Here is a 22,458-nt window from a genome sequence, read left to right as displayed (position 1 = left end):
GCGGACTTTATTACAATAAGCTGTATTTGACGCCAGTTACGGCACCGTAACTGGCTTTTTGTGTAACTAGAATAAAGTGGTTTACGATGAGACTCCTTACGATTAATAAAAGTATCTCAATTCTGATCTGTTCCCTGGCGCTCGCGGCCTGCGATTCCGACACGAAAGAACGTGAAAGCGACCCTAAGCCCCAAGCGCAACTTCTGGAAGTGTTGTATGACTTTGAAGAGGGAGTCAAAAGCAGCGTAAAACCCAGTAGTGCCAATCTTTCGCTGCAGCCCGGTCCCGAAGAAGGCAATGTGCTTTCGGTGGAGTTCAAAGCCACTGAAAGCAGCTATTCCGGCGTGACCTTTAAGCCGGAAGCCCCTTGGGATTGGAGCCAATATGAGAGCTTCAACCTTCGGATGGACATGAAAAGTATCGGTGAACACTCGACGCAGATTTACCTGAACGTGGAAGACGCGGATGGCAATGTGTTCACCCGAAGTGTGAATGTTCCGGTGGGTGATTTCAAAACCTACTACGCCAAGATGTCCGGCCACGACATCGAAGGCACCTATGACGGTGACGATACCGAGCTTAACTTCTCCTCCGGTCTGAGGTCCAACCCACCCACTTGGGATTCAGAGGATGAGATGTTCGTCTGGATGTGGGGCACTCAACAGCTCAACACCGCCAAGATTACTAAAATCAGCCTGAGCGTTCAGGGCGCCTTGTTCGATAAAAAAGTATTGATAGATGACATTCGGCTCGAGTCCAACCCCCCCATGAAGAAGGACTTCCTGGTGGGGATCGTGGACCGGTTTGGTCAGAATGCCAAAGTTGACTATCCGGGAAAAGTCCAATCCGAGGACGAGCTGATTCAGCGCCGAAAGGAAGAAACCGCTTCTCTCAAAGAAGGAATGATGGCGGATCGCTCCAAGTTTGGAGGCTGGAAAAATGGCCCACAGCTGGAGGCAACCGGGTACTTTCGTACCGAAAAGTACAACGGCAAGTGGTCCCTGGTGGACCCGGAAGGCTACCTGTACTTCGCCACCGGCCTGGATATTATCCGACTTTCAAACACCACTACCATGACCGGCTATGATTACGATCAGGACTTGATCAAGAAGCGGGATAAAGACGAGCTGACCCCGGAAGACTCGATTGGTATGATTTCTGTCAGTGACGAAGCAAAGGCATCACGGTTTGTAGCGTCAGAAACACGGGCGAATATGTTCAAGTGGTTGCCAGGTTTCGATCATGAGCTGGCCAATCATTACAGCTACCGCCGGGATGCCCACTCGGGCCCACTCGATCATGGTGAAACCTTCAGCTTTTACCAGGCCAACCTGGAGCGTAAATACGGTGAAGAGACACCGAGCTCCTTCCTCAAGGACTGGGAGCGGGTCACTATTGCGCGCATGCTGAATTGGGGGTTCACGTCATTGGGCAACTGGACCGACCCACAGTTCTACGACAACGAGACAATCCCGTACTTTGCCAACGGCTGGATCATCGGTGATTTCAAAACCGTATCCAGTGGCAATGACTTCTGGGGGCCCCTTCCGGATGTCTTTGATCCAAAATTCACTGAGCGTGCCAATGCCACTGCAGCGAAAGTCGCGCGCGAAGTGCAGGGCAGCCCATGGGCTGTTGGGGTCTTTATCGATAACGAAATGAGTTTCGGTCGTCCCGAATCCGATCAGCTGCGCTATGGCATTGTGATTAACACTCTGGGTCGAGATGCTAAGAGTGTGCCCACCAAGCGTGAATTTACCCGTGCGATGCGTGAGCGGTACGAGAGCATCGAAGCGCTGAATGCCGCCTGGGATATTGATCTGGCGAGTTGGGAAGCATTCGCCGAAGGCTTTGACCCCAAAGCGATTACCCCAGCGCAGCGCGAGGATTACTCCTCAATGCTGGAGCTTTATGCGTCCGAATACTATCGGATAGTCGACCAAGCGCTGGAGAAGCACATGCCGAACCATTTGTATTTGGGCTCTCGACTACCGGATTGGGGGATGCCGATTGAGGTAGTGCGCTCTGCCGCCAAGTATGTTGATGTCGTAAGTTACAACGCTTACAAAGAAGGGTTGACCAAAATCAAATGGGACTTTCTGAAAGATATTGATATGCCGAGCATTATCGGCGAATGGCACATTGGCGCTACTGATCGCGGACTGTTTCACCCGGGGTTGATTCACGCCTCCAGTCAGCAGGATCGGGCCCGGATGTACAAGGACTATATGAAGTCTCTGATCGATAACCCGTACTTTGTGGGGGGGCATTGGTTCCAGTATATGGACTCGCCCATTACCGGACGCGCTTACGACGGGGAAAACTACAACGTCGGCTTTGTGGATGTGACCGATACCCCCTATCCCGAAATGGTGGAAGCGGCGAAGGAGATTGGTGAATCTCTCTACCAGCGACGTTTTGACGCGAAGTAATTTTCAGAGAAGGCCAACACTATGAAAAGACGAGACTTTATTAAAGCCGCTTCGGTCAGTCTGGGGGCGGCCATGGCCGTCCCAAGTGCTGCGGCACTCGCGGCGGCTAAACGCGAAAGGCTGACATCTGTGCGACCGCTGGCAGCGTCAATTCCCGTTCAACAACAGACGTGGCTCGGGGCTGATTTCTGGGGCAACCGTCTGCAGGATTGGCAAGCGCGAGACGGGCGCATCGAGTGTCTTCGGGGCGATCAAAACTTTGAGTGCCGCACAGTTTCCCTGCTTACGCGTTCGCTCAATAATCGTCACGAACCCGCCAGAATTCGAGTCACGGTGGGCACTTTGGACCCCGGCGCCGGTGGATTTTGTGGTCTGTTGTTAGGCGTCGGCGGCGGTAAATTGGATTATCGCTCGGCCTCCTTGGCTCAACGGTTTTCCGGAGTCGGCGGTGGCTTTATGGCTACCCTGGATACCAACGGAGGCTTGGGGTTCCGGGACTTCAGTGATCACGCCCATCCTCTGGCGTATGAAGCCATTGTTCGAGAGCGAGCGATTCAGGGCGCACCCGTGGGTGAACGGGAGATCGTATTGGATTGCCATATCGATCCGGTTCCCGGTGGACGTTTCGACGTGCGACTGGTCGCGTTTGATGCTGAAAGTGAGCAGGAACTGGGCTTTGTGGTCCGTACAGGAGTCTTGCCCCACGAGCTGGAAGGCGGCGTTATGCTGGTGTCCTCTCCTTCGGCAGAGGAGGGCGCAGGGGCCCGTTGGTGGTTCAAGGATGTGCAAACCGGTGGCAAGAAAGTGACCGAAGCGGATGGAAATGCGTTGGGGCCAGTCATGGGGTGCATGTACTCTCTGAATGGCAAGACCCTGAAGTTGACGGCGCAATTCATGCCGCTCTCGACCGACGCTCACCCGGCCGCTTGCCTTGAAGTGAAGCGTAAAAAAGGTGACGTCTGGCAGCGAATCGACACCGCTCGGATCGAAGACGGCTATATCGCCCGGTTTCGCCGCGATGACTGGACCTCGTCGGAGGCTTACGACTACCGAATCACTTTCGCCGAGTCCCAACCATCCCCGCTGTTTGAAGGGAGCATAGCGGCTGATTCCGGCGGCGAACATCCCCTGAATATTGCGCTGTTCTCCTGTATTTTGCCAACCGCGAAAAGTCTGGATGATGGTTTTTACAAACCGGCCATTCCACAGGAGCGAACGTTGGGGCGTTACACGCTGGACAACATTCTGTTTCCGCACCGGGAGCTGGTGTCGAACTGCCAGACACACGACCCGGACCTGTTTGTGTTTTGTGGTGACCAATACTACGAGACGTATCCCACTCGGGTTGGCCGTGATACCCCGGATGCGAAGCTCGATACCTTATATCGCTGGTACCTGTGGTACTGGACCTTCCGCGACTCGATACGGCACAAACCCTCCATTGTGTTGGTGGATGACCACGATATTCTCCAGGGTAACCTCTGGGGGCAGGGCGGTGTTTCCGGTGGCGACGCCGAGGAAGATGGCGGTTTCAAACACGAAATTGACCTGGTGCGGATGGTCTATCGGGTTCAGTGTGGCCACAACCCGGATGGCTATGACCCTACCCCGATCAAGGGCGGAATTCCCGTCAGCTATGGCTCGTTTATCTATGGCGGTGTGAACTTTGCTTTCGTGGAAGATCGAAAGTTTAAATCTCCACCCGACTACGATGCTGATCCGTTGACCGTGAAAGGCGAACTCCTGGGCGAACGTCAGGAACGTTTTCTCGCTGAGTGGGCAGAAACCTACCCGGAACTACCCAAGATGGTGTTGACCGCCTCGATTTGGGGTTCCCCTCAAACAGACGAACACGGGAAGCCGCTGCTGGACTACGATGCCAATGGCTACCCACCCGATGGGCGTCGGCGGGCACTGCAGTTGATTCAGAAAGCCGGTGCGATTGTGCTCTCTGGTGACCAGCACCTGGGAATGATGTGCGTTCAGGGCGTAGATGATTACGAGGACGGCCCTCTGTTTTTCTCTGGGCCCGCAGCGGCCGCGTTTTGGCAGCGCTGGTTTGAGGGCTATGGAAAGTTGGAAAACCCGAGAAATGACGACCCCAATACCGGCCATTTTGTCGATACCTTCGGCAACAAGATGCGGGTGTTGGCCGTGGCCAACCCGAGAGTGTCCCACGCGACCTTCGAGGAGGGTAATGACAGCTGGGGCAAATTCTTATTTGACCATCGTTTAAAAAGCGAGGGCTATGGCTTGGTTCGGGTCAATACTCGGAAGCAGAAGGTCGTGTTTGAGTGTTGGCCCTGGCAGGCCGATCCTAAGAAGGACGATCAGTTTGAAGGGTGGCCGTTGGAGGTGTCGCTGTAACCTAGTCTTACACGGCCCTGTTGCGACACTTCCTGCTGGAGATCTGGTTTATGATGCGCCAATACCGCGCTGCTCTGATTCTGTGCACGACAGTCGCGGTGACTCTGCTACTGATTATTCTCTGGCGTGTCGAGGGCACGCGGACGCTGCGTTGGGCACATGTTTATGAAATCAGTTCGCCGTTTCATCAACAGACGCTTATAGCGGCCAGGGAGTTCGAAGAGCGGACCAATGGCCGTTATCGTGTGCGTGTCTATCCGGCCTCGGCACTGGGAAAGGAAAGCGCCATCAACGAGTCACTGGCGCTGGGTGCCATTGACATTATCTATACTGGCGCTTCACTCGTCGCGAACGAGTATCCGCCGATTGCACTGTCTGATTTTCCGTATGCCATCGATAATTTTGAACATTGGCAGGCATACCGCGACTCGTCGTTGTTTGAGGAAATGGCGACAGCGTTCGGCCGGGCAACGGACACGGAAGTCATAGGGCTGACCTATTACGGTTTCCGGCATGTCACTGCAAACAAGCCGATTTTGCACCCGGATGACATGCGGGGCCTGAAAATTCGCGTACCGAATGCGCCAATGTATCTGATCTTACCTAGAGCGACGCGTGCCAACGCAGCTCCGATGCCATTTTCGGAGGTTTATCTCGCATTGCAGCAGGGCGTGATCGACGCTCAGGAAAACCCGCTGACAACCATCCGGTTAAAGCGCTTTTACGAAGTACAGTCGCACATCAATCTGACAGGGCATATAGCTCCCTCACTGCTGACTCTCGTGTCGCACCGGACTCTCGATGAGCTCGGCGAAGAGGATGCAGCGTTGCTCAAGGACGTAGCGGACAGAGCGGCGCGGCGGGCCTCTGAGGAGATTGCGGCCGACGAGGTTGAGCTGGTCGAGTGGTTTGTAGATAAGGGCCTGACTGTCACTGAGGTGGATCGAGACGCGTTTCGAAAGGCTGTCGACGCCTATTTTGAGGACCATGCCTATCCATTCGATGCGTCTTACCTGACGCGACTGAGGGAGCTTGCGAAACCATGAATAGTAGGTCGGCTGCCCGAATCCACTGGATCGACTGGCCTGCATTAGCGTTATTTGTGGCACTCGCCGCCATTGTGCTATTGCAGTTCCTGTCGAGGTACGTCCTCAATGACAGCGTCGCCTGGACAGAGGAAATTGCCCGGTACCTGTTAATAGGTGTGGCCTACGCCGGTTCGACGACCGCGCTTCGGAAAGGCGAACACATTTTTCTTGAGGTCATCTACCGTCGCGTGTCCCTGGCCAGTATAAAACCGCTGGCGATTATGGTCGATCTCGTCAGCGTTGTGTTTCATGCGGTGCTGACGCTGCTTGCCGTCTGGCTCTCGATTGAAGCAGATCGGCGTATGATTTCGGTCGATCTGCCAAAGAGTATCGTCTACTGGTTTGTTGCGGCAGCGCTGTTTTCCACCACAGTCGTTGCGGTATGGCGTCTCATCCAGAGAGCGGGTCTCAGTAGCCGTGAGATCCTGAGCGAAATCGATAGAAGTGCCGGGGACGAGGACGCCGTATGATGATATTGCTACTTGTACTGGTGCTTCTGTTTGCGCTGATTCTTTCCGGGGCGCCGGTTTATGTCGCACTGGGTCTGTCATCGCTCGCGTATTTTCTCAGCGAGGGCATCGCTGGGGTTGCTGCCGCTCATACCATGATCGGCGGACTCGACAGCTTTACGCTGAGTGCCATTCCGTTTTTCATTCTTGCTGGGCACCTGATGAATGCCGCCGGCTTTACAGAGCGCATATTCGCTTTTGCGCGCGCGCTCGTCGGCTGGGCTCCGGGCGGCCTGGGGCATGTCAACATCGGTGCCAGCGTCGTGTTCGCCGGAATGTCAGGTGCTGCCGTTGCCGATGCTGGCGGTCTCGGCGCCGTCGAGATCAAAGCCATGCGCGATGCCGGCTATGAGCGTGGCTTTTCCGTGGGTGTTACGGCGGCCTCATCGACGATCGGACCGATCATCCCCCCTTCGTTACCACTGATTGTTTACGGCGTGGTCGCCGAAGTGTCGATCGGGAGGTTGTTTGCAGCGGGTTTGCTGCCCGGGCTGATCATGGCGATCGCGCTGATGGTAATGGTGCATGTTACGGCGGTCCGCCGCGGCTTTCGGCGCGAGGCGGCGTTTTCGGTGCGATTCGCGCTGCGTGCTGCCAAATCCGCGATTTTGCCACTATTAACGCCGATCATCATTGTCGGCGGTATCGTATGTGGGGTTTTTACGCCGACCGAAGCGGCCATTGCCGCGGTGGCATTCACGATGCTAGTGGGTTGTGTCTTGTTCAGGACGCTACGTTGGCGGGCGATCCTTGACGCCATGGTGGCAACGGTTGAGACAACAGCGTCCGTACTCATGATTGTTGCTTCGGCGGCGTTGTTCGCCTGGGTACTCACGGCGAATCAAGTCGCGGATGGGCTCGCCAGTGGCTTGTTGGCCATGACCAGCGACAAGACGGCCGTTCTGCTGTTGATTATGGCCATTGTCTTTGTGGTCGGTTTTTTCATGGAAACGATCGCCGCGATTACAATTCTCGCACCGCTGGTGCTACCTGTCGCGCTGTCTGTGGGCATTGACCCGGTTCATCTTGGGGTGGTGTTCGTGCTCAATCTGATGATTGGCTTACTGACGCCGCCCGTTGGCATGGTTCTCTATGTATTGGCAAAGGTATCCAGAACGCCGTTCGAAGAATGTGTGCGTGCGACGCTGCCCTTTCTCGTGCCACTGTTCGGGGTGTTGTTATTACTGGTTTTCGTGCCTGAGATAGCGCTGTATTTGCCGGGTCTTCTGTTTGAAGATTGATCGGAATTCTTTAAAGTACCTGGCCTTACACGGCCAGGTTACTGAGGGAGAGCTCTGTTGAGGGGTTGGCTAACGTTTCTTTGTTCACGGGTCGCCCCTCTTTAATCAGCTTGGTGCCGATAACGTAGGCTTTGGGTTGGTTGACGGCATCCACAGAGAGAAGTTGCTCGCCGCGGAAATACCATACCGAAAGCCGGGGCGGAGAGCTTTCGCTTTCCGTGCGGGTGACGATATTGTCATAACCGGCGGACAACCCCACAATCTGTAGCTTCACGTCGTACTGGTCGGACCAGAACCACGGAATGCTGTCGTAGTCACGTGGCGTTCCCGCAATGGCCGCTGCTGCAATTTTGCCTTGATCCACGGCATTCTGTACTGACTCCAGGCGTACCTTGCGGTCGTAGCGGGGGTTGTAGTGGAAGGTACAGTCGCCGATCGCGTAAATATCCGGATCACTGGTCCGGGCATGGGCATCGACCGCAATGCCGTTTTCAATGTCCAGGCCCGCCTCTTCAGCCAATTCAATATTGACGACGATGCCTACCCCGATAATCACCACATCGGCCTGGTATTGCGCGCCGTCCTCACACCTGACGCACGGTCTACCGTCGACGTCGCCGAGTGAAACCACATTCTTCTGCGTGTGAATGGCAACGTTATTGTCCCGGTGTAACTGCTCGAAAAAAGCGGACAACTCCGGGCTGGTCACTCGCGCCAGCACACGCTCTTCCCGCTCAACAACGGTCACAGAAACCCCCATTTTGGTGAGCGAAGCGGCCGCTTCGAGCCCGATGTAACCACCCCCGATCACCACAGCACGCTTGCCCTGGGCAGGTGCAACGGCGGCTTTGATGTGATGAACGTCGGTGGCGGTTCTGAGCGGGAATACAGCGGCCGTAGTATCAATGCCCTGAATGGGCGGGATAATGGGCGAGGCTCCAACGGCCAGAATCAGTTTTGAGTAGGCCAGCGTCTCGCCGTTATCCAGCAGCAGTGTTTTTCGGCCGCGATCAATAGAGGCCACTGTCACGCCGGGCATCAATTCAATGTTGTTGTTGTGGTAAGCGCTTTCAGGCTTGAGAAGAATGCTGTTGATACCGTCGTCCGAGGTCAAAAATGCCTTTGACAGCGGTGGCCGGTGATACGGTAAAGCGTCATCTTTGTCGACCAGTATGATGCGTCCGGTCCAACCCTCTTTTCTCAGCGCAAACGCGCTATTGACACCGCCGTGGCTTGCACCAACGATGACACAGACGGCCTCTTGTTCGGAGGAATAGGCCATGTTTAGTGAGCCACCTTGAGAATGATGCCATCCAGTGCTTCAGACACGTCCAGCTGGCAGGACAGCCGGCTGTATTCGGAGACTTCATCGTCCAGCTCAAGCATGTCTTTCTCAATGTCATTGGGACCACCGGTTTTCTCGAAGTCTTCCGGGCGGACGTGTACATGGCAGGTCGCACAGGAGCAAACGCCGCCGCAGTCCCCGTCAATACCCTGCACGCCGTTGTCGACGGCCAGCTCCATAACCGTGCCTGTGGTGGCTTCTGCGGTGATGGTGTCGTTGTCTTGGGTAATAAAGGTAATTTTGGCCATAAAAGTCACCTGATACAGTCATGATCGGTTTGTCGGTTTGTCGGTTATCGTGTTTATGACGTCAGAGCATCAAACGCGAGTTGAATGTTGTTGTAGCCCACTTTTCGGTCGAACGGGCCCCAGTGTTCAATGTTCTCTTCCTGGTCCTTGATCTGGATGCGCCCGACGTTTTCACACAGCTCTTCAATCAAAATTTTGAGGATGGTGCGGGCGTGAGTGGCTCCCAGGCAGTTGTGGTGCCCAAAACCAAAGCTGATATGCGGGTTCACCTTGCGGTCGAGCACCACTTCGTTGGGTCTTTCAAAGACGGTGTCGTCCCGGTTGGCCGATGCCCAGCATAAGGAAATTCTCGAATCTTTTTTCACCGCGTGCTCGCATACGCTGCTCTCTTCGGTCGCCACACGGCCCATATGGGTCAGGGGCGAGAAGTAACGAATCAGTTCCTCGATGGCACGCCGGTGGATCTCCGGCTCGCTTCTTAATCGCTCCAGCGCTTCCGGGTGGTCCGCCAGGTAGGCCAGGGTATTGGTGACCATGTTAATGACCGTGTCCCGGCCACCCGCAAAGGTCAGCACGATTGCGCCCATCACTTCTTCCCGAGTGACGGGACGGTCCTCGACGGTGGACGCAAGCAGCACGGAGAACAGATCGTCCCCGGGGTTGGCCTCGGCCTCGTCCATTTTCCGGTCGATATAGTCGTACAACACCTGGGCCTTTCCGGCATCGAGGGGGTTGTCCTCACTGCGGAACACGTGGGTACCCCAACTGATGTAGGTGTCCGCCTCCTCAAAGGGCACATTGAGCAACAGGGTCAGGGCGCGGGATTGAAGCGGCAGGGAAAAGTCGTGAACGGCCTCGACGGCGTCACTGTTATTGGCCGCTTGAATCAGTGTGCGAATCTGCTCTCTCAATGCGTTCTGGTAGCCCTCTTCCAGGGGGCGTTTGAACCAGGGGTCCATAATCTGGCGAAACTCACCGTGGAGTGGGGGGTCCAGCTCGAACGGCACCTGGCGAATATCGCGAATGTTCACTTCTGAGGGAACTACAATACGACCCGCTCTGGCTTGAGAGGAGTAGGTTTCCCAGTTTCGAGCGCACTTGCGAACATCCTTCAGGCGCAACACCATGGCGACCGGGTCACTCTGATCATCAATTTCCTGAACGCCGGTGTTCGTGCGAGCCTCTTTGAACGGATCGGGATGATCTGACTGACTCATAAGTGGGCCTCCAACGTCGATAGCATCGTTTTAAGCCAGGAATTCCTTTACCGGGTTCCTGGCTGCTATCTGTCATATTATGGTTCTCTGTGGCGCAGTTATAGGGTGAAACCACCAAAAAACATCATAAATATGCTCTCTGGGGGCGTCGGCTTCAGACTACTGGCTATGCGTTCGCTTGAGCCAGTGAGCGAGCTTTTCGATATGGGTGCGGGCGTTCAAGAGGGCGTAACAGGTGCGTAAGGCGCCACTGTCATGAAGCGACTTGAGCGGCTCCGGTTCGAGCGCGGCCAACGCGGCTTCATCGATCTGATAAAACCCGGTGAGGCTGACTTTTTCGCCCGTCGGGTTTTCGTAATCAATGGTAACGGGTTCGAGCAGTTGGTGGTGCTGTATCTCGGTTAAGAAGCGCTGGGTCGCCTCGGTACCCTGCATCAGCGTTGCAAAGCATTGTTGTATGCGCGTGAGCATGGGGCTGGGCTCTCCCGAGGGGGTGAATAGTGCGGTGCCGCCCTCATTGCTGAACGCCGGATGGTTGGGGTCCAGGGTAATGAGCCCACGGTCGCTACTGTCCGCTTCCGGGAGGTAGAGCCGGAAAGGGTAGGTTGTGCATTCCATCGGCAGAAAAAACGCTTGCCACTGGCCGTTCTCAATAAACAGGTTTTGACGTTTATCCAACCCCAGGAGGGCAACCAATTGGAATTGGCCCGTGGTGGGGTTTTTGGTAATGAATAGCGGGTACTCATTGGCGAGCGGGATCACCTCCTCAAGCACAATAAACGCTGTGTCTTTTTGTGTCAGCGCCTGCAGGCGGGGCGCCGTATTGAGGGTTAAGTGGCGATGTTTCTTTTCATCGAGAGGGACGTATTGGGGTGAGGTCATACAATGCTCCAGTGCCGCTAGATGCTAGCGAGGCCGTATTTATGAATTTTCTCAAGGAGGTCGCGATGGGCGGGCAATGTTTCGGTCAGCCCATGAATCATTTTCTGGTTTCTGGCCATCACAGTGTCCGCCAGGTGAGCTTGTCTATGGCTCAACGTTCGAACCGTCGCGGTGGGGAACGCCATCCCGTACAGGATGTATTGATAGCTGATGGCTTGAAACAGCTCGCTCCGACGCTCGAAGTCGCTGTTCCTGGGGGCGCGATGGGCCCAGAGTGCCAGCAGGTCGGCGAGGCGTGTGGGGATACTGTCCGGGTGACGGTTGTCCTCCCAGAAAGGCGTTTGGCGCTTGCTGAGAACATAGTGCAACTTCAGGAACTCGACCGTGCGTTGCCAGTGGTAATCAAAGGTGTCGTTGTAGCGCTTCGCCGCGATGGGGATATCGGCGGTGACGCTCGGTAGCTGCTCGGCAATGGCTTCTGCGGCCAGCTCAATCATGACCATGGCAGAGGCTTCAAGCGGCTCGAGAAAGCCGGCGGACAGACCGACGGCGACACAGTTCTTGTGCCAAAAGCGCGCCCGCCTGCCTGCCTGAAAGCGGATGTCTCGAATGTTCTGATCCGCAACCGTTGCGCCCGACGCGGCGATATAGGCTTTGAACTGATCAACGGCTTTTTCGGTTGATAAATAGTCGTTGGCGTAGACGTGGCCAACGCCGCGGCGGTTCTGCAGACCAATGTCCCAAATCCAGCCGGCCTCTTGAGCCGTGGAGCGCGTGTAGCCAGCAATCGGTGCCTGGGGTGAGGGGTACGCCACATGGGCGGTGATCGCCGCGTCGGCCATCAGCACGTTGTTGCAGGGTTGAAACGGCACTTGCAGTTGTTCACCCAGCAGAAATGAACGAAAACCGGTGCAGTCGACAAAGAGCTCTCCCAGAATGTCACCGTGTGCTTTGGTCTGAATATGAGTGATGGCGCCATCCTCACCGAGAGGTGCGGCGACAACGTCATCCCACAAGTGTCGAACACCGAGCGTCTCGGTGCAGTGCTCCCGCAATAGCTGGGTGAAAGCGCCCGCATCCAGGTGATAGCCGTAGTTCACCGCACCTGAAAATTCGGGGTGAGTGATCTGTTTCGGTGCCAGGCCCTGCTCGCACAAGGAAACCTGAGCCGATATCAACGCCGCGAAGGATTGGGACGGTTTTTCGGTGCAATAAAAATCAGCGAGATTGACCTCGGACAGGCCTTCGGGAACCGCAAAGGGGTGGTAGTACACATCCGACGCTGTGTCCTCGTTCCAGCGGTCAAAGCGCGAGCCCTGCTTAAAGCTCGCATGGCAACGGCGCACGAATTCGGTTTCTGACAGCCCCAGTTTTTGCAGTGTCCCACGCATGGTCGGCCAGGTGCCTTCGCCGACGCCTACAGTCGGCACGGAGGGGGATTCACAAAGGGTAATCGTCAGCGCTTGTTGTTGGATGCGGCTTTGGTGTTCAGCGGCGATGAGTCCGGCGGTCAGCCAGCCAGCGGTCCCACCTCCCACCACCACGATGGATTGGACCAACGAAGCCATAGCGGAAACCTTTTGGTTCTGGCCCCGAGGCCCCGCTCTTTAGTGAGCGGCCGTCTTAATACCAAAGGGCTCAATTTGTTATCAGTGTACCCTGAGAATTCCACAATGCTGGAAAATTGTCAACAAAATACAGGTCGGGACGGAGTATAACGGGGCGGTCGAGCAGAGGAGGGCCGGCAGAGGCCGGCCGAAAATGAGGGCGGAATGACTCAGCCCTACTTAATATTGGCCAGCAAGCACTTTTTGGCCAGTTCCAGGTCGTCTGCTTTCAGCGCGTCGGCGATGGCCTGGTGCTCCTGAACACACTCTTTGGGCGTGGACAGACGCTTGTAGTTCATGCGCATGCGCAGCACGATCGGGTACCACAGGTTGACCAGCTCGGCACCGCCGGCCTTAAACACCAGATAGCGGTGAAAATCGATATCCGCCTTGGTGACTTCGGTAAAGTCTTCCTGGGTGAAGGCGGTCTGAATACGATCCAGAATGGTATCCAGGTTTTTGAAGTCCTCGTCATTGAGGGCGCTTTTCAAGTTTGACAGTGCAAAGGTTTCAATCTTCCGACGAATGTCGATCATCAACTCTTGCATACTGCTGCTGAGCGCGCTGTTGACCGAGACACCGCAATTGTTTTTTGAAACCAGCAGGCCTTCTTTGGTCAGTTGCAAGAGCACTTCCCTAATGGGGCCGCGAGAAACGCCAAAACGCTCTGAGAGCGTCTGCTCACTGAGCTTGGAGCTGGGGGCCAGCTCTCCGGAAATGATGTCGGAGCGAAGCTGGTCGGCGATTTGATCTTTGACGGAAATTACTGGGCTGTTGAACATAGGCTTATCGCGTTGGTGGTCGATTGTGTACAATTGTAAGTGACGGCAAGCCTAATGTCTATTGTGAACATATCATAGGACTAAATTATATAAATCATATATATTCAAGGTCGCTCAAAAACCGAAAAGTGCGCTCCACAGCCCTGTGCCAGTAGGGCCACTCGTGCCCCCCGGGGAGTAGTTGGAAGTCGTGCGATTTGCCGAGCTGATCCAACAACCGTGAGTACTCTACATTCCCGCCACGCAAGTCGTCATCTTCTCCGCAGTCGAGGCGGATTGGCGGGAGCTGGTGCAGATTTTCCTGCGTCCAATAGCGCAGGTCGGCCTCCTTGGGGTGCCCACACTGGTACAGGCTTAAATCCTCATCGACGAAAAGTGCCATTTCGTCCAACCGGGTAATGGCCGAATGAGCCGAGATGCCCTTGAACCGGCCCGGGTACTTGGCCCCCAGTCGCAGGGCGCCATAGCCCCCCATGGAAAGCCCGCTGATGTACACATTGGAGCGCTCGGACACACAGGGAATCGAGCGCAGAACCGCCTCCAGGCAATCCTCGACGATCCAACGCTCGGCATTCGGTCCGTGGCTCAATGGCAGGTAGCCCGAACCGGCGTAATAGCTGCCGTCCTCCGGCATGACCAGGAGCATCTCGCCAATATCGGCGCTTGCCCGCAGGCGATCGTAGACCCGGTCAACGCCCCCCAGGTTCATCCAGACCCAGTGGTTTCCGTAGACTCCGTGGAGCAGGATGACGATGGGGATATCGCGCGCGTCGCTAAACGCGTTGTAGCAGGCGATATTGCCGCGCCCTTTGAGAGCGGAAGAGTGCACCGTCAAGAGGCTCAAACCATCCTGAGTGTACTTGGGGTCGGACTGCTCGATTTGCTGAAGGCTCATGGCGGCTCCTGTGCGTGGTTTTAACGTTGGCGGTGAGTATCACAGCGCATCATCAATAACGATGACGCCCTTGGCCAGACGGCCCTTCAGCATGTCATCGAACCCCTGGGCAGCGGACTCCAGGGTATAAGTGCGCGTAATCAGCTCATCCAGCTTAAGCTTGCCAGCGGCGTAGAGGTCGAAAATTCGGGGGAAGTCCCGGGTTGGGCTGCATTGGCCGTACAGGGGGTTAATGTAAATCTTGTCCCACTCGAACAGTTCGCAATCAAAGTCAATCCGTTGCTCGATCCCGCTGGCCTGCACTGCTGTGCCAGCGCTGCGGATCAACTTCAGCGGGGCCGAACCCAGCGCGGGTACCGCCGTGCATTCGAACGCGTAATCGGCGCCGCGGCCGTCATTCAGGGCCAACACGTCCTGCAGAACGCCGTCGAAGTCAGTGTCTTTAGGGTCGGAGAGTACCGTATGGGTGGCTCCGAATTGGCGTGCCTGGGTCAGGCGTTCCTCGCTGATGTCAATGGCGATGACCCGGGCAGCCCCTGACAGCGCTGCGGCCTGGATGACATTCAGGCCGACGCCGCCACAACCGATCACACAGACGCTGGAACCCGCCCGGACGTTCGCGGCATTGACCGCGGAGCCCCAGCCGGTCATGACGCCACAGGCAATAATGGAGGCGGTGTTGAACGGCACGGCGGCGTTCAACGGGGTGACGGCCTGTTCTCGAACGACCGTGTACTCGGACATGGTGCCCAAATGGAAAGAGCGCTCGAGCGGTTTACCCTCCAGTTGGCAGGCTTCCGGGTGGGCGTGGCCGGCCAGGGAGCCGGAGCAGACCGGGGAGTGGTTCTCGCAGATGTGGGGGTTGCCCTCCCGGCACTGAAAACAGGCGCCACAGGGAATGGCCCAGTTCAGCAGAACCCGGTTCCCCACGGCACAAGTGGTCACGCCGGTGCCTACCGCCTCTACCACGCCCGCGCCCTCGTGGCCCACGATAAACGACCGGTCCCAGTTCTGGATGGAGTCCCAGTCCGTGTGACAGATGCCCGATGATTTCAGCTTTATGCGAACCTCGCCGGGGCCCGGCTCACCGACCTGAACCGTCTTGAGAGTGAATTGCCCGCGCCCGTCAGACACCAGTGCTTTACAGTCAATCATAGGCTCTCCCTTTGGGTAAAAGTGTCAATGTAACCTCATTCAGGCGCGTTGACTTTCGGTAAAAGGCTCATTAATGTCATATTTTTGCGCTCTCCGATGACGAGGGCGAGCCTTGCGTCGGCCTAAGAGGCGACTGAAATGAAGCCAAGCAATATCTACTGTGAACCTTTTTGTATTCAAAAGGGCTTTAATTTCGAAGTGCATCACGTGGTTTATAACCAGGGAGACCCATACTCCTGCTTCATGCACTTCCACGAAGTGCATGAGCTCATCGTGTTCCAGGATATCGAAGGTGCGTTTTTTTATAACCAGGGCGAGTCGACCCTGAATGATTCGGACATTGTCTTTACGCCCGCTCTGGAAACTCACGACTTTGAACTCTCGGAGCGGCCCAAGTCCTGGTACATCATTCAGTTTCTGCCGAGTCTTTTGGAAGAGCCGGATATGGCGACCGTGGGCTCGTTTTTCCAGTACGGTATGCACCTGAGGCCAAACCAAAAGGCGGTACCGGACATCAAACAGTTGGTGGCGTGGCTGCTGCAGAGCTATCAGGAAAGCCCCCAGAGTGAGAAGTCCCAATGGTTGCTGAAACTCCTTTTATACTGGGTTGCTGATGCCACTTACCCGGTCAAACCGCCGCATACGCTACCGATACAGCGAACCGTTGGCTACGAGCGGTTGATGCCCGTGATCAACCTCTTCCGTCACAGCCGCAGCGTCTCGCTGCCACTGAAAGAGGCGGCCGCCAAGTGCAACCTGTCACCCTCCTATTTTTCTCGGCTGTTCAAGAGTGTGTTCCGCTACAGTTACACGGAATACAGCATTCGTCACCGGCTCTACAGTGCTGCCAGAATGCTCAGCCAGAGCCGCCTGTCGGTCACCAATATCGCCTACGAGCTCGACTTCTCCAGCCCGTCCCACTTTATTGCGCTCTTTAAACAGCAGTTCGGTGTTACCCCCAAGAAGTATCAGGGCAAAGTGACCGATCTGGCACTGGCCGATGTGGAAGCGCAATCTCCGGCGCAGCCCTGATCGCTTGTGCTGGGCAGGCATAACGAGTATATTGTATACAATATACAAATGCGAAGGGTTGGTCGATTTATGCCTCAACAGCAGCAAGTACTTGTCACCGGTGGGGCCGGTTATATTGGGAGCCACGTGTGCGTTTCCCTGATTGAAGCCGGATTCACGCCGGTTGTGGTCGATAATTATTCCAACAGCCATGAGGTGGCGCTGGATCGGGTGGCTCAGATCACCGGTGTTCGTCCCTCGGTTTACACCGTGGATATTCGGGACGAGCAACGCCTGGGAGAGGTCTTCGCCGCCCATGACATCAAGGCAGTGATGCACTTTGCCGGTCTCAAGGCGGTGGGGGAGTCCACGACCTTGCCGCTGGAATACCACAACAATAATGTGGGTGGGTCAATCACGCTGTTTCGGGTAATGGAGCAACACAACGTTCGGAAGCTGATTTTCAGCTCCTCCGCGACCGTCTACGGTGACCCAGCCTCAGTACCGATCAAAGAAACCTTCCCCTGTCAGGTTACCAATCCCTACGGTCGGACCAAGTTGATCGTTGAAGACATCCTCAGAGATATGTCCGCCGCGCCCGACGCCCGGTGGAACACCACGCTGCTGCGTTACTTTAACCCTGTGGGCGCGCATGAGTCCGGCCTGATCGGAGAGGACCCGGCGGGTATCCCCAATAATCTGGTGCCTTTCATTGCCCAGGTAGCGGTGGGAAAACTGCACTGTTTGAAAGTCTTTGGAAGCGATTACGACACCCGCGATGGCACCGGCGTGCGAGATTACATCCACGTTATGGATTTAGCCGCTGGGCATGTCGCCGCCTTGGAGCAGTTGTTTCAAGTCGAGCCAGAGTGCCGGGTCTATAACCTCGGTACCGGCACTGGCTACTCCGTGCTGGAAGTCGTCAAGGCGTTCTCTGAGGCCAGTGGCCTTGAAATCCCTTACGAGCTGGCTCCCCGGCGCCCGGGAGATATCGCCCAGTGCTTCGCCGAGCCCGAACTTGCCTGGGAGCAGTTAGGCTGGCGCACCCGGCGGGACCTGAAACAGATGATGGAAGACACTTGGCGCTGGCAGAAGCGTAACCCTCAGGGGTACCGCACCAGCGAGTCCTAGATAAACCAGAAAGCCCAAGGGCCGGGCCACAGCGGTGGCCCGTTTACGTCAACCGATTTGCTGAGGTAGGTCATCGCCACTATGAGTTTACTGAACGACAAGAGTCACCGCCGCTTCAATCCGTTGTTGGGGGAGTGGGTTCTGGTATCGCCTCACAGGAGTAAGCGCCCCTGGCAAGGCCAGACGGAAAGCGCCGAGCGCTCGGATGCCAAGAGTTATGATGAAAAGTGCTACTTGTGCCCGGGAAACACGCGCATAACCGGCGATGTGAATGCCGCGTACACCCATACCTACGTGTTTCAGAATGACTTTCCGGCATTGATGGCGGACCCGCCGGAGGAGGCGGGCCAGCAAGGGGATCTGATTCGGTACGAGCCCGCTCGCGGCGAGTCGCGAGTGATCTGCTTCTCGCCAGACCACTCCAAAAGCCTGCCTCAGTTGGCCCCCGAAGATATCGAGCGGGTGATTGACACCTGGCGAACCCAGATGGACGAACTGTCTCGCCAGTACGCCTGGGTTCAGATTTTCGAGAACAAAGGGGCGGTCATGGGCTGCTCCAACCCCCACCCGCACGGTCAAATTTGGGCGCAGGACCAGTTGCCCACCGAAGCAGAAAAAATCGACCGGAACTTGAAAGCTTATTGGGATAAACACGGCTCCAAGCTGTTGTTGGATTACGCCGCGCTTGAGCTGGAACAAGGGCAGCGTGTCGTCGACAAAAACGATGACTGGGTCGTTGTGGTGCCGTTTTGGGCGTGTTGGCCGTTTGAGATCATGATTCTCCCGCGCTTTCCCGTGCAGGATTTCTCCGGATTGAAACAGTCCCAACAAGCGTCCCTGAGCCAAATCATGAAGCTTAGCCTGACCCGGTACGACAACCTGTTCCAGTGCAGCTTCCCGTATTCCATGGGCTGGCGAGCGAATCCTTTTAATGGTCAGGACAACCGCCACTGGCAGTTGCACGCTATCTTTCTTCCGCCACTGCTGCGAAGTAAAGACATCAAAAAGTTTATGGTCGGCTACGAAATGCTCGCCGAAGCTCAGCGAGATATTACACCCGAGCAGGCCGCAGCGCGCCTGCGCGAATGCAGTACCGTCCATTACCTGGAAACGTGACGTCGTTAAGAGGCTGACAATGATTAATCGAGTTACAGAACAGTTCCAGACGCTTTTCAAGCGGAATCCGGATTTTTCCTACTTTGCGCCGGGGCGGGTAAACCTGATTGGCGAACACACCGATTACAATGACGGGTTTGTGTTTCCCTGCGCGATTGAATATGGCACGTACATGGCCGTAGGAAAACGGTCGGACTCGGTCGTGCGCGTGGTGGCGGGAAACTTTTCCCAAGACTGCAGCGAATGGTCTCTTACAGACGACATCGTCCGCTCCGAAGACAGCCCCTGGTCAAATTACCTCCGGGGGGTTTGTGTGGCCCTTCAGGAAAAAGGGCATACCTTATCCGGTCTGGATGTGTATGTGGAGGGCAATGTACCGCGGGGTGCCGGGCTGAGTTCATCCGCGTCCCTGTCCGTGGCGTTCGCCGGTGCCTGCAGCGAGGCCAACGGTTTGCAACTGGATGTCACTACTCAGGCGCTGGTGGCGCAGCAGGCGGAGAATGATTTCGCCGGTTGCAGCTGCGGTATTATGGATCAGTTGGCCTCGGCCGGTGGTCAGGAGGGCAGGGCGCTGCTCATCGATTGCCAGTCGTTGACCTTCGATCGCTTTCCGATACCGGAAGCGTTGACGTTGATGATTATTGACAGCCGGGTCGAACGGCAACTGGTGGGCAGTGAGTACAATGATCGACGAGCGGATTGTGAGCGCGCCGCTGAGCACCTTCAGGTGAAGAGCCTTCGAGGGGCCGACATGACCCTGCTGAATCAACACAAAGGGCAGCTGGATGATCTGGCCTACCGGCGAGCACGGCACGTCATCAGCGAAAATGAGCGTACCGTAGCTGCCGCCCAAGCGTTGGCCTCAGCGGACTATCAGACGTTGAATGCGATGATGAAGGCGTCTCACGTGTCGATGCGGGATGACTTTGAAATTACCATTCCGGAAATTGACTTTATTGTCTCAACCGTTGAACAGCACTTGGAAGAAGACGGTGGTGTTCGCATGACCGGTGGTGGTTTTGGGGGATGTGTCGTCGCGCTGGTGCCCAACAACAAGGCGCATGTGATTAAAGAGCAGGTCACTCAGGCTTATGCGCAAGAGTATGGTCGGGACTGTAAAGTGTATATGTGTTATGCCGCGCAGGGTGCTCGAGTGTTGTAAGGTGGTGCTGACAGTACGCTGTGTCACCAGAGAGGAGAACGTACAAAAAGCCGGCGACCATCATCGCCGGCTTTTTTTGTCTATATGCCTGAGCCCCCGGTTTGCTGAAAGGTGCCGCTGTCGAGAACTTGCCGGCGCGCCCGGTACTGACAAATGTAATTCCAGTTCCAACTGCTGTCATATTTGTGGCACAGCCCCCAACGAATACCGCTGATTGGGTCATCGGAGTGCTCGTACCCGGGATCACGGTACAGTCCCATGGCCTCAGGGGCGCCCTTGATGTGGGACATAATGTCAAAGTTCAGGCCGTCCTCGGCCCATTGGCAGGTGTTCTTTTCCGGGCCATCGGTGGTTAGAATGCTCGCAATGCCTCCCTTGAAATGCCAGACGGCCACTTCGTGACCGCTGTTGGTCACGGGGTTGAGGGGCGATTTTATATAAGGGCCAATAATGTCATTCGCGATGGCGACGCCGTGTTTGATTTCGCGTCCCCCGAAGTTCATGCCCTCTCCCATGGTTTCCCCTTTGTAGTAAAGGTAAAACTGGTCGCGATAAAACATCAGGCAGGGATCGTGTACCTTGTGGCTGTCGAAGTCCCCTTTTTCTTTCACCAGAAAGCGGTTGTCTTCGTCTCCCAGCCATTCGCCATTCTCGGAAGGGCTCAGGATTGGAGCGTCGAATTTTGTCCAGGGGCCGAACGGCGAGTCAGCGTGAGCGATGGCAATGTGTTCCTTGCTACGGTTGACGTATGGGGCCTGGACTGTCTGGTACACCAGGTAAAAGCGCCCTTGGTGTTCGAGCACCTCGGGGGTAAAAACCGCACGATCATCGTAGCGGCCGTCAGCGCCGGGGGTAACGGCAGGGCCTTCTTCCTTCCAGTGGTAACCGTCTTTTGAGGTGGCGTGCCAGACCTCGGTCTTGTCCCAGGGAAAGACTTTGTCGTCCGGGTTGTCGCTACCGAAGCCGACAGTCTCGCCTTCGCCTTTGGTGTACCAGACGTGGAGGGTGTCATCTACGGTAATGACGGCGCTTGGGTCCCGCCGGATAACCCCTTCCTCGTAGGCAAAGTCACCGCCTAGAGGCTCAATATCAAACTCAAACACCCACTCTGGCCCGGTTTCGTCGTAACCGCGCTCAAGGGCGCGCTGTGTCGCTCTACTTAAGGGTTTTTCAGCTTGCTTGGCTTTCATTGCGTGTTCTGACATATCGGTTACCGCTTGTCGTAGAAAATTGTTGAGATGGGGGCGATCATGGGTGCTGCCTGGGCAGAATGGCCCCCCGGTGCTGAATGACTTTACTCGCTAATGCCGAGCCTGCTTCGATGCTGGCGGTCAGCGAATCTCCCGATAGCCGGGCCGCCAGAAAAGCGGCATTGAATGAGTCCCCGGCGGCGGTAGTGTCCACCACATTGGGGCAGGGGGTGACGGCAACCTGGCCGGTCTCCTCAGAAGTCGCATACCAGATAGGTTGCGCCCCGTTTTTGATGATCGTAGTGCCAATGTCGTAGTTCTTTAGCAAGCCGAATACCTCGTCCGGTGTTTCGGTGCCATAAAGCTGGACCATGTCTTCAATGCCAGGCAGCGCAATGTCGCATAGGGAGAAAGCCCACGCGTACACTTCCAGGGTCGCCGCTGTTGAACTCCATAAAGCGGGTCGGTAATTGGGGTCGAATACGATAGTTGTTCCTCGGTCTTTGAGATACTTCAGCCAGCTTTTAAGGTTAAAGAGGCTGGGTTCGTCATAGATAGCAAGGGAAATACCCGAGATAAAGAAATAGTCTGGCGGGTTAATTTCGTAACTATCGGTGATTTTGAAGAAATCTTTTGCAGCCGATTCGCCTCGCCAGTAAGTGAAGTGCCTTTCGCCGTCGGCTTCGTTTTTTACCATGTAGAGCCCCATGTGTCGACTGGGGTGGGTTAGTACATGGGTGCTGTCTATTCTCTCCTCCCTCAGAGCTTCACGGAACTGTAGACTAATGGCGTCCTCTCCAACGGCAGTCAGTAACCGCACCCTGACTTTGGAGTTGCTGTGTCGGGCCATGTAGACAGCTACACTGTATACGTCACCAGCGAAATTTTGCTGAAAACAATTGCTCTGTCCGGTGGGGGCCATCTCTAACATGCACTCCCCAAGAATAGCGATGTCTGGCATAGGTTGCTCCTCAATATTTTTGTCTATTGTAAACAAAAAGTACCTTTTTTGAAAGTTGTTTACAAAAAACAGTTGACATAATGGCGGGGTGATGCCAGAATTAAGTTGTTGGAAGCCAG

General features: G+C 55.7%; 19 protein-coding genes. 9 read left to right on the top strand and 10 right to left on the bottom strand.

Features of this window, described 5'->3' with window-relative positions:
* Nucleotides 1-86: 86 nt before the first annotated feature.
* Genes ACQCLF_RS00810 through ACQCLF_RS00790 form a run of 5 tightly spaced genes read left to right on the top strand, consistent with a single transcriptional unit; the run spans nucleotide 87 to nucleotide 7,637 of the window.
* Nucleotides 87-2,432 carry a beta-galactosidase gene (locus tag ACQCLF_RS00810; RefSeq protein WP_027330171.1) on the top strand — a complete coding sequence of 782 codons (2,346 nt, stop codon included), beginning with the start codon at nucleotides 87-89 and terminating at the stop codon, nucleotides 2,430-2,432.
* A gap of 21 nt (nucleotides 2,433-2,453) precedes the next feature.
* Nucleotides 2,454-4,799: an alkaline phosphatase D family protein gene (locus tag ACQCLF_RS00805; RefSeq protein ID WP_426984322.1), complete on the top strand. Its 2,346-nt coding sequence runs from the start codon at nucleotides 2,454-2,456 to the stop codon at nucleotides 4,797-4,799.
* Nucleotides 4,800-4,849: 50 nt separating this feature from the next.
* On the top strand, nucleotides 4,850-5,845 hold the full coding sequence (locus ACQCLF_RS00800; protein ID WP_051235404.1) for a sialic acid TRAP transporter substrate-binding protein SiaP: 996 nt from the start codon (nucleotides 4,850-4,852) through the stop codon (nucleotides 5,843-5,845).
* Nucleotides 5,842-6,357, top strand: coding sequence for a TRAP transporter small permease (locus ACQCLF_RS00795; RefSeq protein WP_051235406.1), 516 nt, complete (start codon nucleotides 5,842-5,844; stop codon nucleotides 6,355-6,357). The genes ACQCLF_RS00800 and ACQCLF_RS00795 overlap by 4 nt, the downstream gene beginning before the upstream one ends.
* The gene (locus tag ACQCLF_RS00790) at nucleotides 6,354-7,637 is read left to right on the top strand and encodes a TRAP transporter large permease (RefSeq protein WP_211224558.1); all 1,284 of its coding nucleotides are present in this window, start codon (nucleotides 6,354-6,356) and stop codon (nucleotides 7,635-7,637) included. Before ACQCLF_RS00795 ends, ACQCLF_RS00790 begins: the two co-directional genes overlap by 4 nt.
* Nucleotides 7,638-7,662: 25 nt before the next feature.
* On the opposite strand, the gene ACQCLF_RS00785 is transcribed toward ACQCLF_RS00790, so the two are convergent.
* The 8 genes from ACQCLF_RS00785 to ACQCLF_RS00750 all read right to left on the bottom strand — a co-directional run bounded on the left by ACQCLF_RS00785 (nucleotide 7,663) and on the right by ACQCLF_RS00750 (nucleotide 15,768).
* Nucleotides 7,663-8,919, bottom strand: a complete 1,257-nt coding sequence (locus ACQCLF_RS00785) for an NAD(P)/FAD-dependent oxidoreductase (RefSeq protein WP_426984321.1) — start codon at nucleotides 8,917-8,919, stop codon at nucleotides 7,663-7,665.
* A 2-nt stretch (nucleotides 8,920-8,921) separates the two neighbouring features.
* Nucleotides 8,922-9,230 carry a 2Fe-2S iron-sulfur cluster-binding protein gene (locus ACQCLF_RS00780; protein ID WP_027330175.1) on the bottom strand — a complete coding sequence of 103 codons (309 nt, stop codon included), beginning with the start codon at nucleotides 9,228-9,230 and terminating at the stop codon, nucleotides 8,922-8,924.
* A 53-nt stretch (nucleotides 9,231-9,283) separates the two neighbouring features.
* A complete protein-coding gene (locus ACQCLF_RS00775; protein WP_027330176.1) occupies nucleotides 9,284-10,447 on the bottom strand; it encodes a cytochrome P450 in 1,164 nt (387 codons plus the stop codon).
* 159 nt (nucleotides 10,448-10,606) lie between these two features.
* The gene (locus ACQCLF_RS00770; protein WP_027330177.1) at nucleotides 10,607-11,329 is read right to left on the bottom strand and encodes a SapC family protein; all 723 of its coding nucleotides are present in this window, start codon (nucleotides 11,327-11,329) and stop codon (nucleotides 10,607-10,609) included.
* Between the two features lie 17 nt (nucleotides 11,330-11,346).
* The gene (locus tag ACQCLF_RS00765; protein WP_027330178.1) at nucleotides 11,347-12,897 is read right to left on the bottom strand and encodes a tryptophan halogenase family protein; all 1,551 of its coding nucleotides are present in this window, start codon (nucleotides 12,895-12,897) and stop codon (nucleotides 11,347-11,349) included.
* A gap of 215 nt (nucleotides 12,898-13,112) precedes the next feature.
* A complete protein-coding gene (locus tag ACQCLF_RS00760; RefSeq protein WP_027330179.1) occupies nucleotides 13,113-13,718 on the bottom strand; it encodes a GntR family transcriptional regulator in 606 nt (201 codons plus the stop codon).
* 94 nt (nucleotides 13,719-13,812) lie between these two features.
* A complete protein-coding gene (locus tag ACQCLF_RS00755; protein ID WP_027330180.1) occupies nucleotides 13,813-14,613 on the bottom strand; it encodes an alpha/beta hydrolase in 801 nt (266 codons plus the stop codon).
* Nucleotides 14,614-14,652: 39 nt separating this feature from the next.
* The gene (locus tag ACQCLF_RS00750; protein WP_027330181.1) at nucleotides 14,653-15,768 is read right to left on the bottom strand and encodes a Zn-dependent alcohol dehydrogenase; all 1,116 of its coding nucleotides are present in this window, start codon (nucleotides 15,766-15,768) and stop codon (nucleotides 14,653-14,655) included.
* A 138-nt stretch (nucleotides 15,769-15,906) separates the two neighbouring features.
* On the opposite strand from ACQCLF_RS00750, the gene ACQCLF_RS00745 reads away from it, so the two are divergent.
* From ACQCLF_RS00745 to galK, 4 genes are all read left to right on the top strand, one after another.
* Nucleotides 15,907-16,800 carry an AraC family transcriptional regulator gene (locus tag ACQCLF_RS00745; protein WP_027330182.1) on the top strand — a complete coding sequence of 298 codons (894 nt, stop codon included), beginning with the start codon at nucleotides 15,907-15,909 and terminating at the stop codon, nucleotides 16,798-16,800.
* Between the two features lie 69 nt (nucleotides 16,801-16,869).
* Entirely contained in the window at nucleotides 16,870-17,910 is a 1,041-nt protein-coding gene (galE, locus tag ACQCLF_RS00740; RefSeq protein ID WP_027330183.1) for a UDP-glucose 4-epimerase GalE, read from the top strand.
* Between the two features lie 81 nt (nucleotides 17,911-17,991).
* Entirely contained in the window at nucleotides 17,992-19,026 is a 1,035-nt protein-coding gene (locus tag ACQCLF_RS00735) for a UDP-glucose--hexose-1-phosphate uridylyltransferase (RefSeq protein WP_027330184.1), read from the top strand.
* A 19-nt stretch (nucleotides 19,027-19,045) separates the two neighbouring features.
* Nucleotides 19,046-20,188 carry a galactokinase gene (gene galK / locus ACQCLF_RS00730; RefSeq protein ID WP_027330185.1) on the top strand — a complete coding sequence of 381 codons (1,143 nt, stop codon included), beginning with the start codon at nucleotides 19,046-19,048 and terminating at the stop codon, nucleotides 20,186-20,188.
* Between the two features lie 80 nt (nucleotides 20,189-20,268).
* Here galK and ACQCLF_RS00725 read toward each other — a convergent pair whose 3' ends face one another.
* Together ACQCLF_RS00725 and ACQCLF_RS00720 are read right to left on the bottom strand one after the other, a co-directional pair.
* The gene (locus ACQCLF_RS00725; protein ID WP_426984317.1) at nucleotides 20,269-21,393 is read right to left on the bottom strand and encodes a glycoside hydrolase family 117 protein; all 1,125 of its coding nucleotides are present in this window, start codon (nucleotides 21,391-21,393) and stop codon (nucleotides 20,269-20,271) included.
* Between the two features lie 43 nt (nucleotides 21,394-21,436).
* Nucleotides 21,437-22,339 carry a sugar kinase gene (locus ACQCLF_RS00720; protein ID WP_426984316.1) on the bottom strand — a complete coding sequence of 301 codons (903 nt, stop codon included), beginning with the start codon at nucleotides 22,337-22,339 and terminating at the stop codon, nucleotides 21,437-21,439.
* Between the last annotated feature and the right edge of the window lie 119 nt (nucleotides 22,340-22,458).

The sequence above is a fragment of the Marinimicrobium sp. ARAG 43.8 genome (assembly GCF_050113635.1).
Lineage (GTDB): Bacteria > Pseudomonadota > Gammaproteobacteria > Pseudomonadales > Cellvibrionaceae > Marinimicrobium.
Note: the sequence above shows the minus strand (reverse complement) of the source record. Positions and strands in the feature narration are given on the sequence as shown.